This is a genomic window from Lentzea sp. HUAS12 (assembly GCF_024125735.1).
GTDB classification, from domain to species: Bacteria; Actinomycetota; Actinomycetes; order Mycobacteriales; family Pseudonocardiaceae; genus Lentzea; species Lentzea albida.
On sequence record NZ_CP099738.1, the window covers coordinates 787,533 to 803,242 of the forward strand.

Genomic DNA, 15,710 nt, shown 5'->3' on the forward strand with positions numbered 1-15,710 from the left:
CGCCTTTCCGGTCGAATCAGGCGCGTCGCTTGGTCCAGACGTCGTAGGCGACGGCGACGAGCAGGACGAGACCCTTCACGAGCATCACGCGTTCGCTGGGCGCGCCGATCAGCGACATGCCGTTGTTGATCACACCCATGATCAGGCCGCCGGTGATGGCGCCGACGACCTTGCCTACACCGCCCTGCACCGCCGCGCCGCCGATGAACGCGGCCGCGATGGCGTCGAGCTCGAACGACATGCCGGCGGTCGGGCCCGCCTGGTTGAGCCGCCCGGCGAAGATCACGCCGGCGAGCCCCGCGAGCGCGCCCATGTTGACGAACACCCAGAACGTGACGGCCTTGACCTTCACGCCGGACAGCGTGGCGGCCTGCAGGTTGCCGCCGATCGAGTAGATGTGCCGTCCGAACACCGAGTTGTTCGCCATCAGCGAGTAGCCGAGCGCGAGAGCCGCGAGCAGCACGAGCACCCACGGCAGGTTGCGGAACCGGGCGAGCTGCACGACGACGGCCATCACGACGACGGCCACGCCGACGATCTTGAGCACGAACACCGGCATCGGGTCGACGGTCTGGCCGTAGCCGAGCCGCGCGGACCGCTTGCGCCACTGCGACAACGCGAAGCCCGCGACGCACGCGAGACCGGCGAGCAGGCTCACCAGGTCCGCGCCGCCCAGCGGGCCGAGGCCGATGTTGCCGAGGTAGCCGCCCGTGAAGCCGTTGGACAGCGACCGGATCTCGTCGGGGAACGGCCCGATGCCCTGGTTGCCGAGCGTGGTCAGGGTGAGCGCGCGGAAGACCAGCATGCCCGCCAGCGTCACGATGAACGCCGGGATGCCGAAGTACGCGATCCAGTAGCCCTGCGCCGCGCCGATCACCGCGCCGGACAGCAGCGTCAGCAGCACCGCCACCGGCCACGGAAGTCCCCATTGGACGGTCAGCACCGCGCAGATCGCCCCTGTCAGCGCCACGGTCGAGCCGACCGAGAGGTCGATGTGCCCGCCGATGATCACCAGGATCATGCCGATCGCGAGGATCAGCACGTACGAGTTCTGCACGATGATGTTGGAGATGTTCTGCGGTTGCAGCAGCGCCCCGTCCGTCAGCACCGTGAACAGCACGACGATCAGCGCGAACGCGACGTAGATGCCCGACTGCCGCAGGTTGATCGAGAACCGCCGGGACTGCGCCGGGGGAGCGGTGGCAGGAGCGGGCGCGGTCTTCGTGGTCATGAGCCTTGTCCTCGTGTCATGAACTGCATGAGACGTTCCTGCGTGGCCTCTTCACGGCTCACCTCGCCGGTGATGCGGCCTTCCGAGAGCGCGTACACGCGGTCGCACAGGCCGAGGAGCTCCGGCAGCTCCGAGGAGATCACGAGCACCGCGCGGCCCTGGGCGGCGAGGTCGTTGATGATCGAGTAGATCTCGTACTTGGCGCCGACGTCGATGCCGCGCGTCGGCTCGTCGAGGATCAGCACGTCCGGGTCGGTGAACATCCACTTCGCCAGCACGACCTTCTGCTGGTTGCCGCCGGACAGCGTGCCCGTCGGCGTCGACACGGACGACGTCCGGATGCCCATCGACCTGCGGAACCGCTCCGCGACCGTGTACTCCTCGTTCTCGTTGACCCAGCCGCGGCTCGACAGCTTGCCCAGTGCCGCCGCCGAGACGTTGCGCTGCACGCCGTCGATCAGGTTGAGCCCGTAGCGCTTGCGGTCCTCGCTCACGTACGCGATGCCGTGGTCGATGGCCCCGCGCACGGTCCGCGTGTCGATCTCGCGGCCGTCCTTCACGACGCGCCCGGAGACGCCGACCCCGTACGAGCGGCCGAACACGCTCATCGCGAGCTCGGTGCGCCCTGCGCCCATCAGCCCGGCGAGACCGACGATCTCCCCGCGCCGCAACGTGAGCGTGGCGCCGTCGACGACCTTGCGGTCCGGCTGGGCGGGGCTGTGCACGGTCCAGTCCTCGATGCGCAGGATCTCATCGCCGACGTCCGGCGTGCGCGGCGGGAACCGGTGCTCGAGGTCGCGGCCGACCATGCCGGCGATGATGCGTTCCTCGCTCAGCCCCTTGGCGGGCAACGTCTCGATCGTCCTGCCGTCGCGCAGCACGGTGACGGTGTCGGCGATCCTGGTGACCTCGCCCAGCTTGTGGGAGATGATCACGCAGGTGATGCCCTCGGACCGCAGCCCGTCGAGCAGGTCGAGCAGGTGCTGCGAGTCGTCGTCGTTCAGCGCGGCCGTCGGCTCGTCCAGGATGAGAAGGCTGACCTCCTTGGACAGCGCCTTGGCGATCTCGACGAGCTGCTGCTTGCCGACGCCGAGGTCGTTGACCGGCGTCGTCGGGTTCTCCCGCAGACCGACGCGGTCGAGCAGCGCCTGGGCCTCGTGGTTGGTGCGGTTCCAGTCGATGAACCCGCGCCGCGCCCTCTCGTTGCCCAGGAACAGGTTCTCCGCCACCGAGAGCTGACCGCACAGCGCCAGCTCCTGGTGGATGATCACGATGCCGCGCCGCTCGCTGTCCCGGACGCCGTTGAACGCGCACGGCTCGCCCTCGAACAGGATGTCGCCCTCGTACGTACCGTGCGGGTGCACCCCGGACAGCACCTTCATCAGCGTGGACTTGCCCGCGCCGTTCTCACCGCAGATCGCGTGGATCTCACCGCGCCGCACGGTCAACGAGACCTCGTGCAGCGCGGTGACCCCCGCGAACCTCTTGGTGATGCCGCGCATCACCAGGATTTCGTCGGACACCTGACCTACCTGAGCTGGTCTGCGGTGTAGTAGCCGGAGTCGATCAGTTCCTTCTGGTAGTTCGCCTTGTCCACCGGGACGGGCTGCAGCAGGAACGACGGGACGACCTTGACACCGTTGTCGTAGTCCTTGGTGTTGTTGACCTCGGGCTTGCCGCCCTTGAGCACCGCGTCGGCCATCTTCACCGTGACGTCGGCGAGCAGGCGGGTGTCCTTGTGGATCGTCGAGTACTGCTCACCGGCGATGATCGACTTCACGGAGGCGACCTCCGCGTCCTGACCGGTGACGATCGGGTAGGCCTGGCCGGCCGTGCCGTAACCGCCGCTCTTGAGCGCGGAGAGGATGCCGATCGAGATGCCGTCGTAGGGCGACAGCACGCCGTCGACCTTGGCACCGCCGTAGGTGGAGGTGAGCAGGTCCTCCATGCGCTTCTGCGCGGTCGCCGGGTCCCAGCGCAGGATCGCGACGGTCTTGAAGTCCTTCTGGCCCGACTTCACGACGAACTTGCCCTGGTCGATGAGCGGCTGGAGCACGGACATCGCGCCGTTGAAGAAGAACGTGGCGTTGTTGTCGTCCGGCGAGCCCGCGAACAGCTCGATGTTGAACGGCCCCTCGCCCTTGGTCTTCAGCCCGGCGACGAGCGAGTTCGCCTGCTCCACGCCGACCTTGAAGTTGTCGAACGTCGCGTAGTAGTCGACGTTCGGGCTCTTGCGGATCAGCCGGTCGTACGCGATCACCGGGATCTTCGCGTCGGCGGCCTGCTGCAGCTGCGACGTGATCGCGGTGCCGTCGATCGAGGCGACGATCAGCAGCTTCGCGCCCTTGGTGATCTGGTTCTCGATCTGGTTGGCCTGGGTGGGGATGTCGTTCTCCGCGTACTGGAGGTCGACCTTGTACCCCTTGCCCTCCAACGCCTTCTTGATGTTGTCGCCGTCGTGGATCCAGCGCTCCGACGACCGGGTGGGCATGGTGACGCCCACCAGGGCGCCTTCGCTGGACCCGCTCTGCTGGTCGACCGTCTTCTGCGCCGAACCGCAGGCGGCGAGCGTGACGGCCAGTGCGGTGGTGGCCGCGATCCGGGCAAGCCTCATTGCTTCTCCTCGATGGCACCGACAGGCAACAGTGCTGTAGGCGGCGAGTGTTATCGCTAACAACATGTCCGTCAAGTTCCATCTGGATAACGCCAGGTGACGCCTGTTAGCGCTCACAGGGGTGGTGAGCGGCAGGTGGAGGCAGGTTGTGCAGGGCCGGGACGGGCGGGTTGTGACAGCGTTGTCCGGCGAGTCGGCCAGGTGGGGACCTGGTGGTCGCGCCACCGGCCCTCCGGCCGGGCCACCGCGCCGCCGCCGTTCGCCGCACCGGACCGCCGGAACAGCAGTGCGCGCCGGAGTGGCAGCGGGTGCGGTGGGCGGCCTGCCGGAGCGCTTGAAGGACAGTGCGCCCGCCACCGAAGTGGCAGCGGGCGGGGCGGACTGCCCAACAGATCGTTGGGACGGCAGCGCGCCCGCCACCGAAGCGGCCAGAGCGGACGACCCGCCCGAAACGCCAGCGCGCCCGCCGCCACCGAAGTGACAGCGGGCGCGCCTCCCGAGCGTCGCCTCACACGGTCTTGCAGGTCTTCCCGTTCACCGTGAACACGGTCGGATCCGACCCGGACCCGGACCCGTTGAATCCGATCTGGACGGTCCTGCCCGGCTTGACCTCGCCGTTCCACGACATGCTCGTCGCCGTCACGTCCCGCCCGGTCTGGCTCCACGTCGCCGACCACCCGGAGGTGACCCGCTGGGTGCCGGGCAGCGCGAACCCGAGCTTCCAGGACGTCCACGCGGCCGTACCGGTGTTGGTGATCTTCACCTGCGCCGACAGGCCGTCGTTCCAGCGGCCGGCGCTGAAGTTCACCTCGCAGTCGGACTTCGGCGTGGTCGGGGTGCCGGACTTCTCCGCCGCCCAGCCCGAGACCCAGGCGAGGGCGGAGTTCCAGTTGATCGCCACCTCGTTCACCGAGTAGGCGCCGATGTCGTCCACCCAGCACTTCTGTTGCGGGCAGCCGGTGAGCAGGCGCTGCGCCACCGGGTCCTGCAACGCGCTGTTCGGGCCGCCGGACAGCGATCCGGGCGGCGCGATCGGCAGGGTCGGGTCGTTCTGGTGGGCCCAGAAGCGGTGGTGGGCGTTGACCATCGCCTGGTCGCCGTAGCCGGCGACGTACGAGGTGCTGAGCGGGTTGCGGCCGAGGACGTAGTGCAGTGCCTCGAAGACGCCGTCGCGGTACTTGGCGGTGCCGGTGAAGTCGAACGCGAGCGCCAGCACCTGGGCGTTGTTGAGGACCGTGGAGTTCGAGCCCCAGACGTAGCCCGCGGTGCTGTTGTCGTACGGCGCGGCGTAGCCCATGCCCGCCATCGCGGTCAGGTGCTGGTCCGCGACCGACGCGAAGGCCGACCTGATCGCGGACACGTCCGCCGCGGGCAGGCCGTTCGGGGCGAGGGCGAGGGTGATGTCGCCCAGCGGAGCCGTTCCGCCCCAGTGGAACCCGCCGCGGTTCAGGCTCGCCGCCTTGTAGTGCGAGGAGCCGGTCACGTCGGTGCGGTAGGCCGCGTCACCGGTCGTCGCGTAGAGCTCCGAGGCGGCCCAGTAGAACTCGTCGGTCACGGTGTCGTCGCTGTACGCGCCACCGCCGGTGCCGTCGTTCGGGTCGGCGAGCTTGGCCGGGTTCGCCTTGGCCGCCGCGTACGCCTTGCGGGCCGCCGCCAGCAACGTCGAGGAGTAGGTCGCGTCGATGCTCTTCCACAGCCGGGACGCCTGCGCGGCGACGGCGGCCAGGTTCAGCGTCGCGGCCGTGCTGGTCGCGGACAGGCGGCGCGGCTGGTCGTCCAGTTCGGGACGGGTGGGCAGCGCGGTCCAGTTCGCGTCGTGGACCTTGTGGTGCGCCATGCCGTCGGGCGCCTGCATCTTGAGCAGGAAGTCGACCTCCCAGCGCGCCTCGTCGAGCAGGTCCGGCACGCCGTTGGCCTTCTCCGGGATGTTCATCGAGCCGTCGCGGTACGCGGTCGCGTCGCCGAGGCGGGACGCGCGCTCGTAGGCGTTGAGCAGCTGCCAGGTCGCGATGCCGCCGTTGACCACGTACTTGCCGTGGTCGCCCGCGTCGTACCAGCCGCCGCGCACGTCGAGCGTGTAGCCGCACGCGAGGTCGGCGCGGCACGGCACGTTGTTGTCGCCCTGGTTCGGCGCGACGTTGAGGTGCGCCGCCGGGCGCGCGTACTCGTCACCGACGTACTGCGCCTCGATCGGAGTGCCGCTGCGCTGGTGGTAGAAGAACGCGAGCGAGTCGTAGCGCAGCCGCTTCACCGGGTCGGCGGAGATGTCGAACGGGAAGCTGGTGTCCTCGCCGACCGACAGCGTGTAGCCGGTGCCGGGCGTGTCGAACGACGAGAAGTCGATCACGTGCGTCGAGTCGCCGGACGTCGCGTCCGCGCCCTTCGGCGTGCTCTGGCCCGACGTCACGGCGACACCCGCTGAGTTCTTCAACGTCCACGTCTGGGCCGTCGTCGCGCTGGACACGAGCGTCGCGCGCTTGGGCAGCCCCGGCACGTACGCCACCAGGTCGACCTGGACCTTCTTGGCCGGGTTGGGGTTCACGCCGCCAGGGGGCTTCACGCCGCCGACCAGCGAGACGTTGTCCACGCAGATCGTGTTGTCGGACGGCTGGCCGCCCAGCTGGAACGCGACCTGGCCGTTGCCCGCGTCCGGGAAGTCCAAAGTGGACGTGAAGGTGAAGGAGAACCGTTGCTTCTCGGGGGAGACCGCGAACTGCTGGCTCGCGATGCCGCGGTACGGGCTGACGCTCTCGCCGGCGGCGGCCGTGACGGGCTGCGCGGTGGTCGCACGGGCGTCGAACGAGAACGTGTAGGACTGGCCGGTCTCGAACGGCACACCGTTCTGGCCGATCAGCGCGTCCCAGGGGTTCGTCGTGCCGCCGGTGACCGCCGCGCACAGTTCGCCGCCGGTGACCCGGTTCGTGACGCCGGCGCCACTCCACCAGGGATCGGCGGAGCCGCTCTCGAACGTTCCGTTGAGCACGCGTTCGTAGTCCGCCGCGGCGGCCGACGCGTGCAGCGAGGCGGCCATGAGCGTCGCGAGCAGGGTCGCGGCGAGCAGGCGTGGGGGTAACGATCTCATGGGACTGAGGTTCTCCGTCCTCGTCGACGGTGCTGCGTTCTGGGAGCGCTCCCAGAACGCACCGTAGGGCGAAGGCGGCAACGGCTACAACCCTTGGCGGGCGACCGATCCCGTTCGACCGTCGATTTCGATTCGATCCTCAGTGCAGGAGCCGGTCGAGCAGGTCGTGCCAGCCCCTCTCGAGCCGCTCCAGCGATGCCCCCGGGCGGAGGAAGTGGTCGACCAGCACGACGTCCACCGACGCCAGGAGCGTGTGGGCGAGCAGTTCCGCGTCGGCACCGGGGAGAGCGGCGCGCACGAGCAGGGCGACGTGTCGATGGCGCAACTGCCGGGCGGGCACGGAGAAGCGGCGCTCGGGCGTCGGCTCGGCCGCGAGGTAGAGGTCGCGGTGGGCGTGCTCGTGCCGCAGCAGGGCCGGTCCGAACGCCCTGAGCCGCGCCGCCGCGTCCGCACCGGGCCCGAGCGGCGGCGGTCCACTCAGGAACGCCTCCTGGAACAGGACCTCCGAGCGGTCCAGCAACGCCTGCAACAGCCCGTTGCGGTCGCCGAAGCGCCGCGACACGGTGCCCTTGCCGACCCCGGCCGCGGCCGCCACGGTCTCCATCGTGATCGCCGCCGCCCCCCGCTCGCTCGCCAGCTCGGCCGCCGCTTCCAGCAGCAGCGCGCGGTTGCGCACGGCGTCCGCGCGCAGGGCGGACTGCGGGCCCGCGAGGGGAAGAGGTGTGCCGTCGATCACCTCCGCAGCCTAGACGGAAGATAAACGGGCCGCGTCCCGTTTAGGGTGTAGTCGTTCAAACACAGCCTGCACCTGGGAGTCACGTCATGGCCGTCCGCATCCTCACGCTCGTCGGCAGCCTTCGTTCCGGTTCGCACAACCGCAGGCTCGCCGAGGCCGCGGTCCAGATCGCGCCGGAGCACGTCGATCTCGGCGTGTTCGACGGCCTGGGCTCCGTGCCGTTCTACAACGAGGACATCGACCACGAGGGCACCGTCCCCGCCGAGGCCGTGAAGCTGCGCGAGGCGGCCGCCGAGGCCGACGCGCTGCTGCTGGTCTCGCCCGAGTACAACGGCACCATCCCCGCCGTGCTGAAGAACGCCATCGACTGGCTGTCGCGCCCCTACGGCGCCGGCGCCCTGTCCGGCAAGCCGGTCGCCGTCGTCGGCACCGCGTTCGGCCAGTACGGCGGCGTCTGGGCGCAGGACGAGGCCCGCAAGGCCGCGAAGATCGCCGGTGCCGAGGTGGCCGAGGAGCTCACGCTCTCGATCCCGGGCTCCGTGGTGCGCTTCGCCGAACTGCACCCGGTGGACGACCCGGAGGTCACCGAGAAGCTGGCCGGCGTGATCGAGGGCCTGGCCGCGAAGGCGACCGCCACGGTCTGAGGCGAGTGACGCGGCCGGTCTCCTGGCGGAGGCCGGCCGTCGCTGCGCGAAGCGGCCGACCCTCCCCGGCGGCCGCCTGCTCAGCGCATCGTCACGGCGCGCCAGTCGTCCGCGTCCTCGTCAGCCCCGGTACCGGGCCGGTGGTCCTGGTACCAGGCCATGATCCGCCGCCGGCCCTCGTCCGTGATGTGGTACCCGAGGTGGTCGCCCACCGGCGCCCAGATCAGCTCCGCCTGCAGGGCGTGCTTGATGGCGTCGCGCCGGCACATGCTCTGCAGCAGCCACGGCCACACCATTCCCTGCGCGGTCATCCACAACACGCGCAGCACCGCGGTCTCCGGCAGCTCCGGATCGTCCCGCGACTCGTCGAAGAATCGGCCCGCCTGCATCCGCGCCCCCGCTCGTCATCCGCTCGTACGTCGTAATACGGCCTGGTTGGGGCGCTGGTTCAGGGTTTCGGGCGAAAAGCTTCCGCGGCGAATGGATCAGGCGCTGGTCCTGCGCACCAGGGACGTCGGCAGCAACATCGACTGCGGCAGCTTCTCCTCGCCCGCCAGTTCGGCGAGCAGGCGCCACGTCATGGTGCGGCCGAAGCCCTCGACGTCCTGCCGGACCGTCGTGAGCGGGGGGACGGCCGTCGAGGCGAGCACGGAGTCGTCGAAGCCCACCACCGCGACGTCGTCCGGGATCCGGTAGCCGCGCGTCTGGAGCACCCGCAACGCGCCCAGCGCCATGATGTCCGCGGCGACGAAGACCGCGTCGAGGTCGGGGGCGCGGCGCAGCAGGTCCTCCATCGCGAGCGCGCCGCTCTCCGGGGTGAAGTCGGTGGCGTGCGCGACGAGCTCGACGGGCATGCCGTGTTCCGCGAGGCCGCACCGCCAGCCGCTCAGGCGGTCCATGCCGACGGCCATGTCGTGCGGGCCGGCGATGGTGGCGATCTTCTCGCGCCCCAGCGAGATCAGGAACCGCACGGCGCCCAGCGCACCGTTGAAGTTGTCCGCGTCGACGAACGGGACGGTGCCGCCCACGAGCGGACGGCCGCCCACCACCGTGGGCAGCCCCGTCTCGTGCAACGTTCTCGGCAACGGGTCCTCGCCGTGCAGGCTCACGACGAGCGCCCCGTCGACGTGCCCGCCGGTGAGGTAGGCGACCTGGTCCTCACCGTCGAGCGGCTGGTTCATCATCAGCAGGAGCTGCACGTGGTGTCCGGCGAGCTCGGCGTGCACCCCGCGCAGGACCCCGGCGAAGAACGGGTCGGCGAGGACCCGGCTGCCCTGCTCCGAGATCACCAGCGCGATCGCGTTCGCCTTGCTGCCCGCCAGGGTCCTCGCGGCGTGGTTGGGGCTGTACCCGAGCATGGCGATCGCGCGGTGCACCGCCTGGCGCGACCGCTCGCTCACGTACTTCTCGCCGTTGATCACCCTGGACACGGTGGACTTCGACACCCCGGCCACGCGCGCGACCTCCTCGATGCGCGGGCCGGGGCGGCGACTCCTGCCTTCCGTCATGAGACGGCGACCAGCGCGTTGTCGCGGGCCACCCTGCTGAACCACCTCGCACTCATCTTCGGCGTGCGGATCTGGGTGTCGTAGTCGACGTGGACGATGCCGAACCGCTTCGCGTACCCCTCTGCCCACTCGAAGTTGTCCAGCAGCGACCAGCAGAAGTAGCCGCGCAGGTCGACCCCCGCCTCGATCGCCGCGTGGGCGGCGCGCAGGTGGGAGGCGATGAAACCGGTGCGGTCCACGTCGTCGATGGCACCGGTGCCCGAGAAGTCGTCGCGGAACGCGGCGCCGTTCTCGGTGATGTAGAGCGGGAGGCGCGGGTAGTCGTTGTGCACCCGCATGAGGACGGTGGTGAGCCCGTCCGGCCTGACCTCCCAGCCCATGTCGGTGATGGGGGCGTCCCTGGGCGGGAACGAGGCGTGCTGCACGCCGATCCACGGTGACGGACCGGCCTCGCCGTTGGGCGTCGAGCTGACGTAGTGCTCGGTGTAGTAGTTGACGCCGAGCATGTCCATCGGGCCCGAGATCACCTTCAGGTCGCCGTCGTGGACGTGCTCGCCGAACCCGAACGGCTCGAGGTCCTCGAGGACGTCGGCCGGGTACTCACCACGCAGCAACGGGTCCAGGAAGATCCGCTGCTGCAGCCCGTCGAGCCTGCGCGCCACGTCGAGGTCCGCGGGGTTGTCCGGGTCGACGGGGATGATCGGGTACATGTTGAGCGTGATGCCCACCTTGGCGTCCGGCCGCGCGGCGCGGATGGTCTCGTTCGCGAGGCCGTGCCCGAGCAGCAGGTGGTGCACGGCTGCTGCGGCGGCGGCCGGTTCCGTGCGGCCCGGTGCGTGGACGCCCGCGGCGTAACCGAGGAACGCGGAGCACCACGGCTCGTTCAGCGTCGTCCACGTGCCGACCCGGTCTCCGAGCGCCTCGACGGTGGCGGCGGCGTACTCGGCGAACCGGTACGCGGTGTCGCGGTTCGCCCAGCCGCCCGACTCCTCGAGCGTCTGCGGCAGGTCCCAGTGGTAGAGCGTCGGCCACGGCACGATGTCGTGCGCCAGCAACGAGTCGACCAGCCGCTGGTAGAAGTCGAGCCCGGCCTGGTTGACCTTGCCGCCGTCCGGCCGCACGCGCGGCCAGGCGATCGAGAACCGGTAGGCCTTGATCCCCAGGTCCGCCATCATGGCGACGTCCTGCTCGAAGCGCCGGTAGTGGTCGGCGGCGGGTTCACCGCAGTCGCCGCCCACCACCTTGCCGGGTTGCCGGCAGAACTCGTCCCAGATGGAGTCGGTGCGACCGTCCACGTCGGTCGCACCTTCCACCTGGAACGCGGCGGTCGCGGCTCCCCACAGAAAACCCTGCGGGAAAACAATGTTCTCCATTTTCACCCCTTGACGGCGCCCTGCATCACACCGGCGACGATCTGCCGCCCGAGCACGAGGAAAACGATGAGGACCGGAACCGTGGCGAGCGTGGTCCCGGCGAGGACGAGCGAGTAGTCGACGTAGTAACCGCTTTGCAGCTTCTCCAGCGCGACCTGCAGCGTCGGGTTGTCCGCGTTGAGGACCACCAGCGGCCACAGGAAGTCGTTCCAGGACTGCATGAACGTGAACACGCCCAGCATCGCGGCGGCCGGGCGGGCGGCGGGCAGGGCGACGTGCCAGAACGCGCGCCACAGGCTGCAGCCGTCCATGCGCGCCGCCTCGACGAGTTCGTCGGGGATGGCGTCGAGGAGGTACTGGCGCATCCAGAACACGCCGAACGCGGTCACGAGGTTCGGCACGATCACGGCTTCGAGCTCACCGGCCCAGCCGAACTCGGCCATCGCCATGTACAGCGGGATGATGCCGAGCTGGGTCGGCACCGCGAGCGTCGCCACCACGAACAGGAACAGCACGCCGCGGCCGCGGAACCTCAGCTTGGCGAAGGCGAACCCGGCCAGCGTCGACAGCAGCACCACCGACAGCGTCACCGTGCCGGACACGATGAAGCTGTTGCCCAGCGCCTTCCAGAACGGGACGGTGTCGAACACGCGCACGGCGTTCGACCAGAAGTTCCCGCCGGGGACCAGCGTGAAGTCGCCGGTCAGCACCGAGTTGTCGCGGCTCGCGACCAGGAACGACCAGTAGAACGGGAAGGCGGAGCCCAGCACGAACGCGGCGAGGAAGCCGTAGATCGCGAAGGACGGTCGTCGCATCACTTGACGGCCCTCCTGGTGAGGAAGAAGTTGAGGCCTGCCACGGCGATGACGACCAGGAACAGCACCCACGCGATGGCGGAGGCGTAGCCGAGGTCGAGGCCCTGGAACGCCGACTGGTAGAGGTAGAGGACGACGGTCTGGTACTGGTGCTCCGTGCCGCCGCCGCTGCCGCCGGAGGGCTCGAACAGCTTCGGCTCGGTGAAGATCTGCAGACCGCCGATCGTCGAGGTGACGATCACGAAGATCAGCGTCGGCTTCAGCAGCGGGAGCGTGATGCTGAAGAACCGCCGCAGCGCGCTCGCGCCGTCCACCAGCGCGGCCTCGTAGACGTCCCGGGGGATCGCCTGCATCGCGGCGAGGACGATCAGCGCGTTGTAGCCGGTCCACCGCCAGTTGACCATCGACGCGATGGCCACGTGGCTGCCGAACGTGCTGGCCTGCCAGTCGATCGGGTCGATGCCGATGAGCCCGAGCACATCGTTCACCAGCCCGTACTGAGGGCCGAACAGGTTGCCGAAGATGATCGTCAGCGCCACGAGGCTCGCCACGTAGGGGAGCAGCACGCCCATCCGCCACCCGGTGCGGGCGCGCAGGTTCGCGTTGAGCAGCGCCGCGAGGAGCACCGCGACGACGATCTGCGGACCGCTGGAGAGCACGAAGATGCTGAAGGTGTTGAACAGCGCGTTCCAGAACTGGTCGTCCTCGAACAGCGTCCGGTAGTTCTCCAGGCCGATGAACAGCGGCTCGTCGGCGCCGACCTCCCAGTCGAACAGGGAGACGTACGCCGTGTAGAGCAACGGGAAGAGCCCGATCGTCGCGAAGAGCACGAAGAAGGGTGCTACGAACAGGTACGGCGACACCTTGGTGTCCAGGTTGGACAGCCGGTACCGCCGCGGAGGCCGCGGGCGAGCCTCCTGCGCTCGCCCGCGGTCCACCTTGGAGAGAGTGGCGGTCACTACTTGGCCGCCTTCTGGGCACCCTCGACCGCTGCCTTCCAGGCCTCGTCAGGGCTCTTGCCCTGCTCGACGGACTGCAGCGCCGGGCTGACGACCGTCTCCTGGATCTGGCCGTCGGCCGGGCCCTTGTACTGCGCGGCCTTGATCTTCTTGGCCTGCGTGGCGAACAGCGCGCCGGCCTTGACGTCACCGAAGTACGCGTTGGTCTGCTCGAGCAGCTCCGGCGCGTCGAGCGCCTTCACCTGGCTCGGGAACGTGCCCTTGGCCTTGAACGCCTTGATCTGCTGCTCCGGCGCGGTCAGCCAGGCGGCGAGCTCGGCGGCCTTCTTCGCGTTCTTGCTCTGCTTCGGCACGGTCAGGTACGAACCGCCCCAGTTGCCGCCACCGTTCGGGAACGCGTCGGTGACCGCCCAGAGGCCCTTGTTCTCGGGACCCGCCTGCGACTCGACCACGCCGAGCATCCACGACGGGCAGGTCTTGGTGGCGAACTTGCCGAGCTTGAAGCCGGTGTTCCACTCGTTGCTGAACGCGCCGAGCCGGGCCGACTGTCCCTTCGCGACAGCCGCGGTCACGGTGTTCCAGTTGGCCTTGATGGCCGTGTTGCTGTCGATGACCAGCTTGTCGGACTTGTCGTAGTAGCCGGTCTCCAGCTGGTTGTGCATGGCGTTGTAGACCTGGGCGGCGCTGTCGAACCACGCGACGCCGGGAACCTTGGCGATGAACTGGTCACCGGCCGCGAAGTACGCGTCCCACGTCGAGAAGAGCGCCTTGACGCCCTCGGGGTCGGACGGCAGGCCGGCCTTCTCGAAGAGGTCCTTGCGGTAGCACATGGCGAGCGGGCCGATGTCGGTCCCGTAGCCCATGAGCTTGCCGTCCTTGGTGGTGATCGCCTGGGTCTTCCACGCGAGCCAGCGGTCGTCCTCGACCTTCGGGCCGATCTCCTTGAGATCGTTGAACTGCCCGGCCTTCGACATGAACTGGCTCAGGTAGCCCTCTTCGACGCCCTCGATGTCCGCGAGACCGGAGCCCGCACCGAGCTTGGTGAACAGGTTCTGGTGGTGCGGCTGGCCCTGGCCGGTCTTGCGCTGGGTGATCTTGACGTCCGGGTGAGCGGCCTCGTACTCCTTGAACAGCTCCTCGTACCCGAACTCGTTGAACGTCGCGATCGTCAGCTCGGTCTTTCCATCCGCGGACTGACTGGCCCCGCCTGACCCGCACGCTGTGGTGACGGCGGCTGTGGTGGCGGCACAGATCAGCACGCTGATCCAACGGTGTCGCACGGGAGAACTCCTCTGGTCTCGGCGGCGGGTTCTGGGAGCGCTCCCAGACGGGGAGGAGTGTCGTCCCGGCTTCGAACGTGTGTCAAGACACACTTCCGGCCGCACCAGGCGTTTTGCGGCGCCGTTGGCTGGGTGACCTGGCTGTTCATGGCTCAGGTCACAGTTGGGAAACCTGGGAGCGCTCCCGGAGATGTGACCAATGGGTTAACACTGCGTGCTGGGATCGGCACGGAACGCGGCACCGGACGCGGTGCCGACGCACTGCGGAAACGGGGTCGGCCGGGTGGGCGACGGCCTCCGCTCGTGGGACGGCACGTGTGTCAGGGGCTCGTCCGGCACGGCCGAGAGGTGCGTGTGACCGAGGGCGACGTCCGCCGGCCCGCCGGGCCGGCGAGGCCACCCTCAGGCGCTCGCCCGCCGCACCAGCGAGGTCGGCAGCAGCAGCGAGGGCGGCAATCCGGAGTCGCCTGCCAGTTCACCCAGCAGCCGCCAGGTCATCGTCCGCCCCAGCTGCTCGACGTCCTGCCGCACGGTCGTCAGCGGCGGGGTCGCGGTGGACGCGAGCAGCGAGTCGTCGAACCCCACCACCGCCACGTCCTCGGGCACGCGCAGCCCGCGGGCGTGCAGCACCTGCAGCACGCCCAGGGCGATGATGTCGGCGGCGACGAAGACCGCGTCGAGGTCGGGGGCGCGGCGCAGCAGCTCCTCCATCGCGCCGGCGCCGCTCTCCGGCGTGAAGTCGGCTTCGACGACGAGGTCCGCGGACAGCCGCGCCTCGCCCAGGCCCCGGCGCCAGCCGCTCAGCCTGTCGAGGCCCGCCGCCATGTCGCGCGGGCCCGCCACGGTCGCGATCCTCGTGCGGCCGAGCGACACCAGGTGCCGTACGGCGTCGAGGCCGCCGGTGAAGTTGTCCGAGTCCACGAACGGGACCGTGCCCGCGGCGAGCGGGCGGCCGCCGACCACGACCGGGAGGCCGATCTCCTGCAGGAGGTGGGGGAGCGGGTCGTCGCCGTGCAGGCTCACCAGGAGGGCGCCGTCCACGTGGCCGCCCGCCAGGTAGGCGAGGAGGTCCTCGTGGTCCTCCGGGCGGCTGAGCATGAGCAGCAGCTGGATGCGCCGCCCGGTCAGTTCCGCGTGGACACCGCGCATCACGCCGGCGAAGAACGGGTCGCCCAGCACCCTGCTGCCCTGTTCGGACACGATCAGCGCGATGGCGTTCGCCTTGCTGCCCGCGAGGGAGCGAGCCGCCTGGTTCGGGCTGTACTTCAGGTGTGTGATCGCGGTGTGCACGGCGTCGCGGGCCCTGGCGCTCACGTACTGCTCGCCGTTGATCACCCTCGAGACCGTCGACTTGGACACCCCGGCGAGCCGCGCGACCTCCTCGATCCGCGGGCCGGGCCGTCGTTGCCGGTCGATCTCCGTCATGCCGCTCATCGTAGGAGTCCGCGAACATCAATTCGAATGTGAC

Annotated in this window: 13 protein-coding genes; 1 reads left to right on the forward strand and 12 read right to left on the reverse strand. The window is 69.6% G+C overall.

Annotated features, from left to right (window positions below):
* Nucleotides 1–16: 16 nt before the first annotated feature.
* The 5 genes from mmsB to ND450_RS03770 form a co-directional block, all read right to left on the reverse strand.
* On the reverse strand, nucleotides 17–1,231 hold the full coding sequence (gene mmsB / locus ND450_RS03750; protein WP_253324750.1) for a multiple monosaccharide ABC transporter permease: 1,215 nt from the start codon (nucleotides 1,229–1,231) through the stop codon (nucleotides 17–19).
* Entirely contained in the window at nucleotides 1,228–2,733 is a 1,506-nt protein-coding gene (mmsA, locus tag ND450_RS03755) for a multiple monosaccharide ABC transporter ATP-binding protein (protein WP_371927751.1), read from the reverse strand. The genes mmsB and mmsA overlap by 4 nt, the downstream gene beginning before the upstream one ends.
* 26 nt (nucleotides 2,734–2,759) lie before the next feature.
* Nucleotides 2,760–3,845, reverse strand: a complete 1,086-nt coding sequence (gene chvE / locus ND450_RS03760) for a multiple monosaccharide ABC transporter substrate-binding protein (protein WP_089920190.1) — start codon at nucleotides 3,843–3,845, stop codon at nucleotides 2,760–2,762.
* Nucleotides 3,846–4,353: 508 nt separating this feature from the next.
* Complete coding sequence (locus tag ND450_RS03765; protein ID WP_253324752.1) at nucleotides 4,354–6,927, reverse strand: glycoside hydrolase family 9 protein; 2,574 nt, start codon at nucleotides 6,925–6,927, stop codon at nucleotides 4,354–4,356.
* 139 nt (nucleotides 6,928–7,066) lie between these two features.
* Nucleotides 7,067–7,663, reverse strand: a complete 597-nt coding sequence (locus ND450_RS03770; RefSeq protein WP_253324753.1) for a TetR/AcrR family transcriptional regulator — start codon at nucleotides 7,661–7,663, stop codon at nucleotides 7,067–7,069.
* A gap of 86 nt (nucleotides 7,664–7,749) precedes the next feature.
* Here ND450_RS03770 and ND450_RS03775 point away from each other — a divergent pair, with 86 nt between their 5' ends.
* The gene (locus ND450_RS03775; protein ID WP_253324754.1) at nucleotides 7,750–8,307 is read left to right on the forward strand and encodes an NADPH-dependent FMN reductase; all 558 of its coding nucleotides are present in this window, start codon (nucleotides 7,750–7,752) and stop codon (nucleotides 8,305–8,307) included.
* A gap of 80 nt (nucleotides 8,308–8,387) precedes the next feature.
* Here ND450_RS03775 and ND450_RS03780 read toward each other — a convergent pair whose 3' ends face one another.
* The 7 genes from ND450_RS03780 to ND450_RS03810 form a co-directional block, all read right to left on the reverse strand.
* Complete coding sequence (locus tag ND450_RS03780) at nucleotides 8,388–8,696, reverse strand: hypothetical protein (RefSeq protein ID WP_253324755.1); 309 nt, start codon at nucleotides 8,694–8,696, stop codon at nucleotides 8,388–8,390.
* A gap of 96 nt (nucleotides 8,697–8,792) precedes the next feature.
* Nucleotides 8,793–9,815 (reverse strand): LacI family DNA-binding transcriptional regulator, encoded by a 1,023-nt coding sequence (locus ND450_RS03785; protein WP_089920199.1) that lies wholly within the window; start codon nucleotides 9,813–9,815, stop codon nucleotides 8,793–8,795.
* Entirely contained in the window at nucleotides 9,812–11,188 is a 1,377-nt protein-coding gene (locus ND450_RS03790) for a GH1 family beta-glucosidase (protein ID WP_253324756.1), read from the reverse strand. Before ND450_RS03790 ends, ND450_RS03785 begins: the two co-directional genes overlap by 4 nt.
* A gap of 2 nt (nucleotides 11,189–11,190) precedes the next feature.
* Entirely contained in the window at nucleotides 11,191–12,003 is an 813-nt protein-coding gene (locus ND450_RS03795) for a carbohydrate ABC transporter permease (RefSeq protein ID WP_089920320.1), read from the reverse strand.
* Entirely contained in the window at nucleotides 12,003–12,941 is a 939-nt protein-coding gene (locus ND450_RS03800; RefSeq protein WP_245786346.1) for a carbohydrate ABC transporter permease, read from the reverse strand. The genes ND450_RS03795 and ND450_RS03800 overlap by 1 nt, the downstream gene beginning before the upstream one ends.
* Before the next feature lie 20 nt (nucleotides 12,942–12,961).
* Nucleotides 12,962–14,242, reverse strand: coding sequence for an ABC transporter substrate-binding protein (locus ND450_RS03805; RefSeq protein WP_253324757.1), 1,281 nt, complete (start codon nucleotides 14,240–14,242; stop codon nucleotides 12,962–12,964).
* 402 nt (nucleotides 14,243–14,644) lie between these two features.
* Complete coding sequence (locus tag ND450_RS03810) at nucleotides 14,645–15,667, reverse strand: LacI family DNA-binding transcriptional regulator (RefSeq protein WP_371927641.1); 1,023 nt, start codon at nucleotides 15,665–15,667, stop codon at nucleotides 14,645–14,647.
* Between the last annotated feature and the right edge of the window lie 43 nt (nucleotides 15,668–15,710).

Bases quoted from the DNA above. Each gene is read 5' to 3' on its own strand.
- chvE (WP_089920190.1), bottom strand. From the start codon at position 3,845: ATGAGGCTTGCCCGGATCGCGGCCACCACCGCACTGGCCGTCACGCTC.
- ND450_RS03780 (WP_253324755.1), bottom strand. From the start codon at position 8,696: ATGCAGGCGGGCCGATTCTTCGACGAGTCGCGGGACGATCCGGAGCTG.
- ND450_RS03810 (WP_371927641.1), bottom strand. From the start codon at position 15,667: ATGACGGAGATCGACCGGCAACGACGGCCCGGCCCGCGGATCGAGGAG.
- ND450_RS03795 (WP_089920320.1), bottom strand. From the start codon at position 12,003: ATGCGACGACCGTCCTTCGCGATCTACGGCTTCCTCGCCGCGTTCGTG.
- ND450_RS03785 (WP_089920199.1), bottom strand. From the start codon at position 9,815: ATGACGGAAGGCAGGAGTCGCCGCCCCGGCCCGCGCATCGAGGAGGTC.
- mmsA (WP_371927751.1), bottom strand. From the start codon at position 2,733: ATGCGCGGCATCACCAAGAGGTTCGCGGGGGTCACCGCGCTGCACGAG.
- ND450_RS03775 (WP_253324754.1), top strand. From the start codon at position 7,750: ATGGCCGTCCGCATCCTCACGCTCGTCGGCAGCCTTCGTTCCGGTTCG.
- ND450_RS03765 (WP_253324752.1), bottom strand. From the start codon at position 6,927: ATGAGATCGTTACCCCCACGCCTGCTCGCCGCGACCCTGCTCGCGACG.
- mmsB (WP_253324750.1), bottom strand. From the start codon at position 1,231: ATGACCACGAAGACCGCGCCCGCTCCTGCCACCGCTCCCCCGGCGCAG.
- ND450_RS03790 (WP_253324756.1), bottom strand. From the start codon at position 11,188: ATGGAGAACATTGTTTTCCCGCAGGGTTTTCTGTGGGGAGCCGCGACC.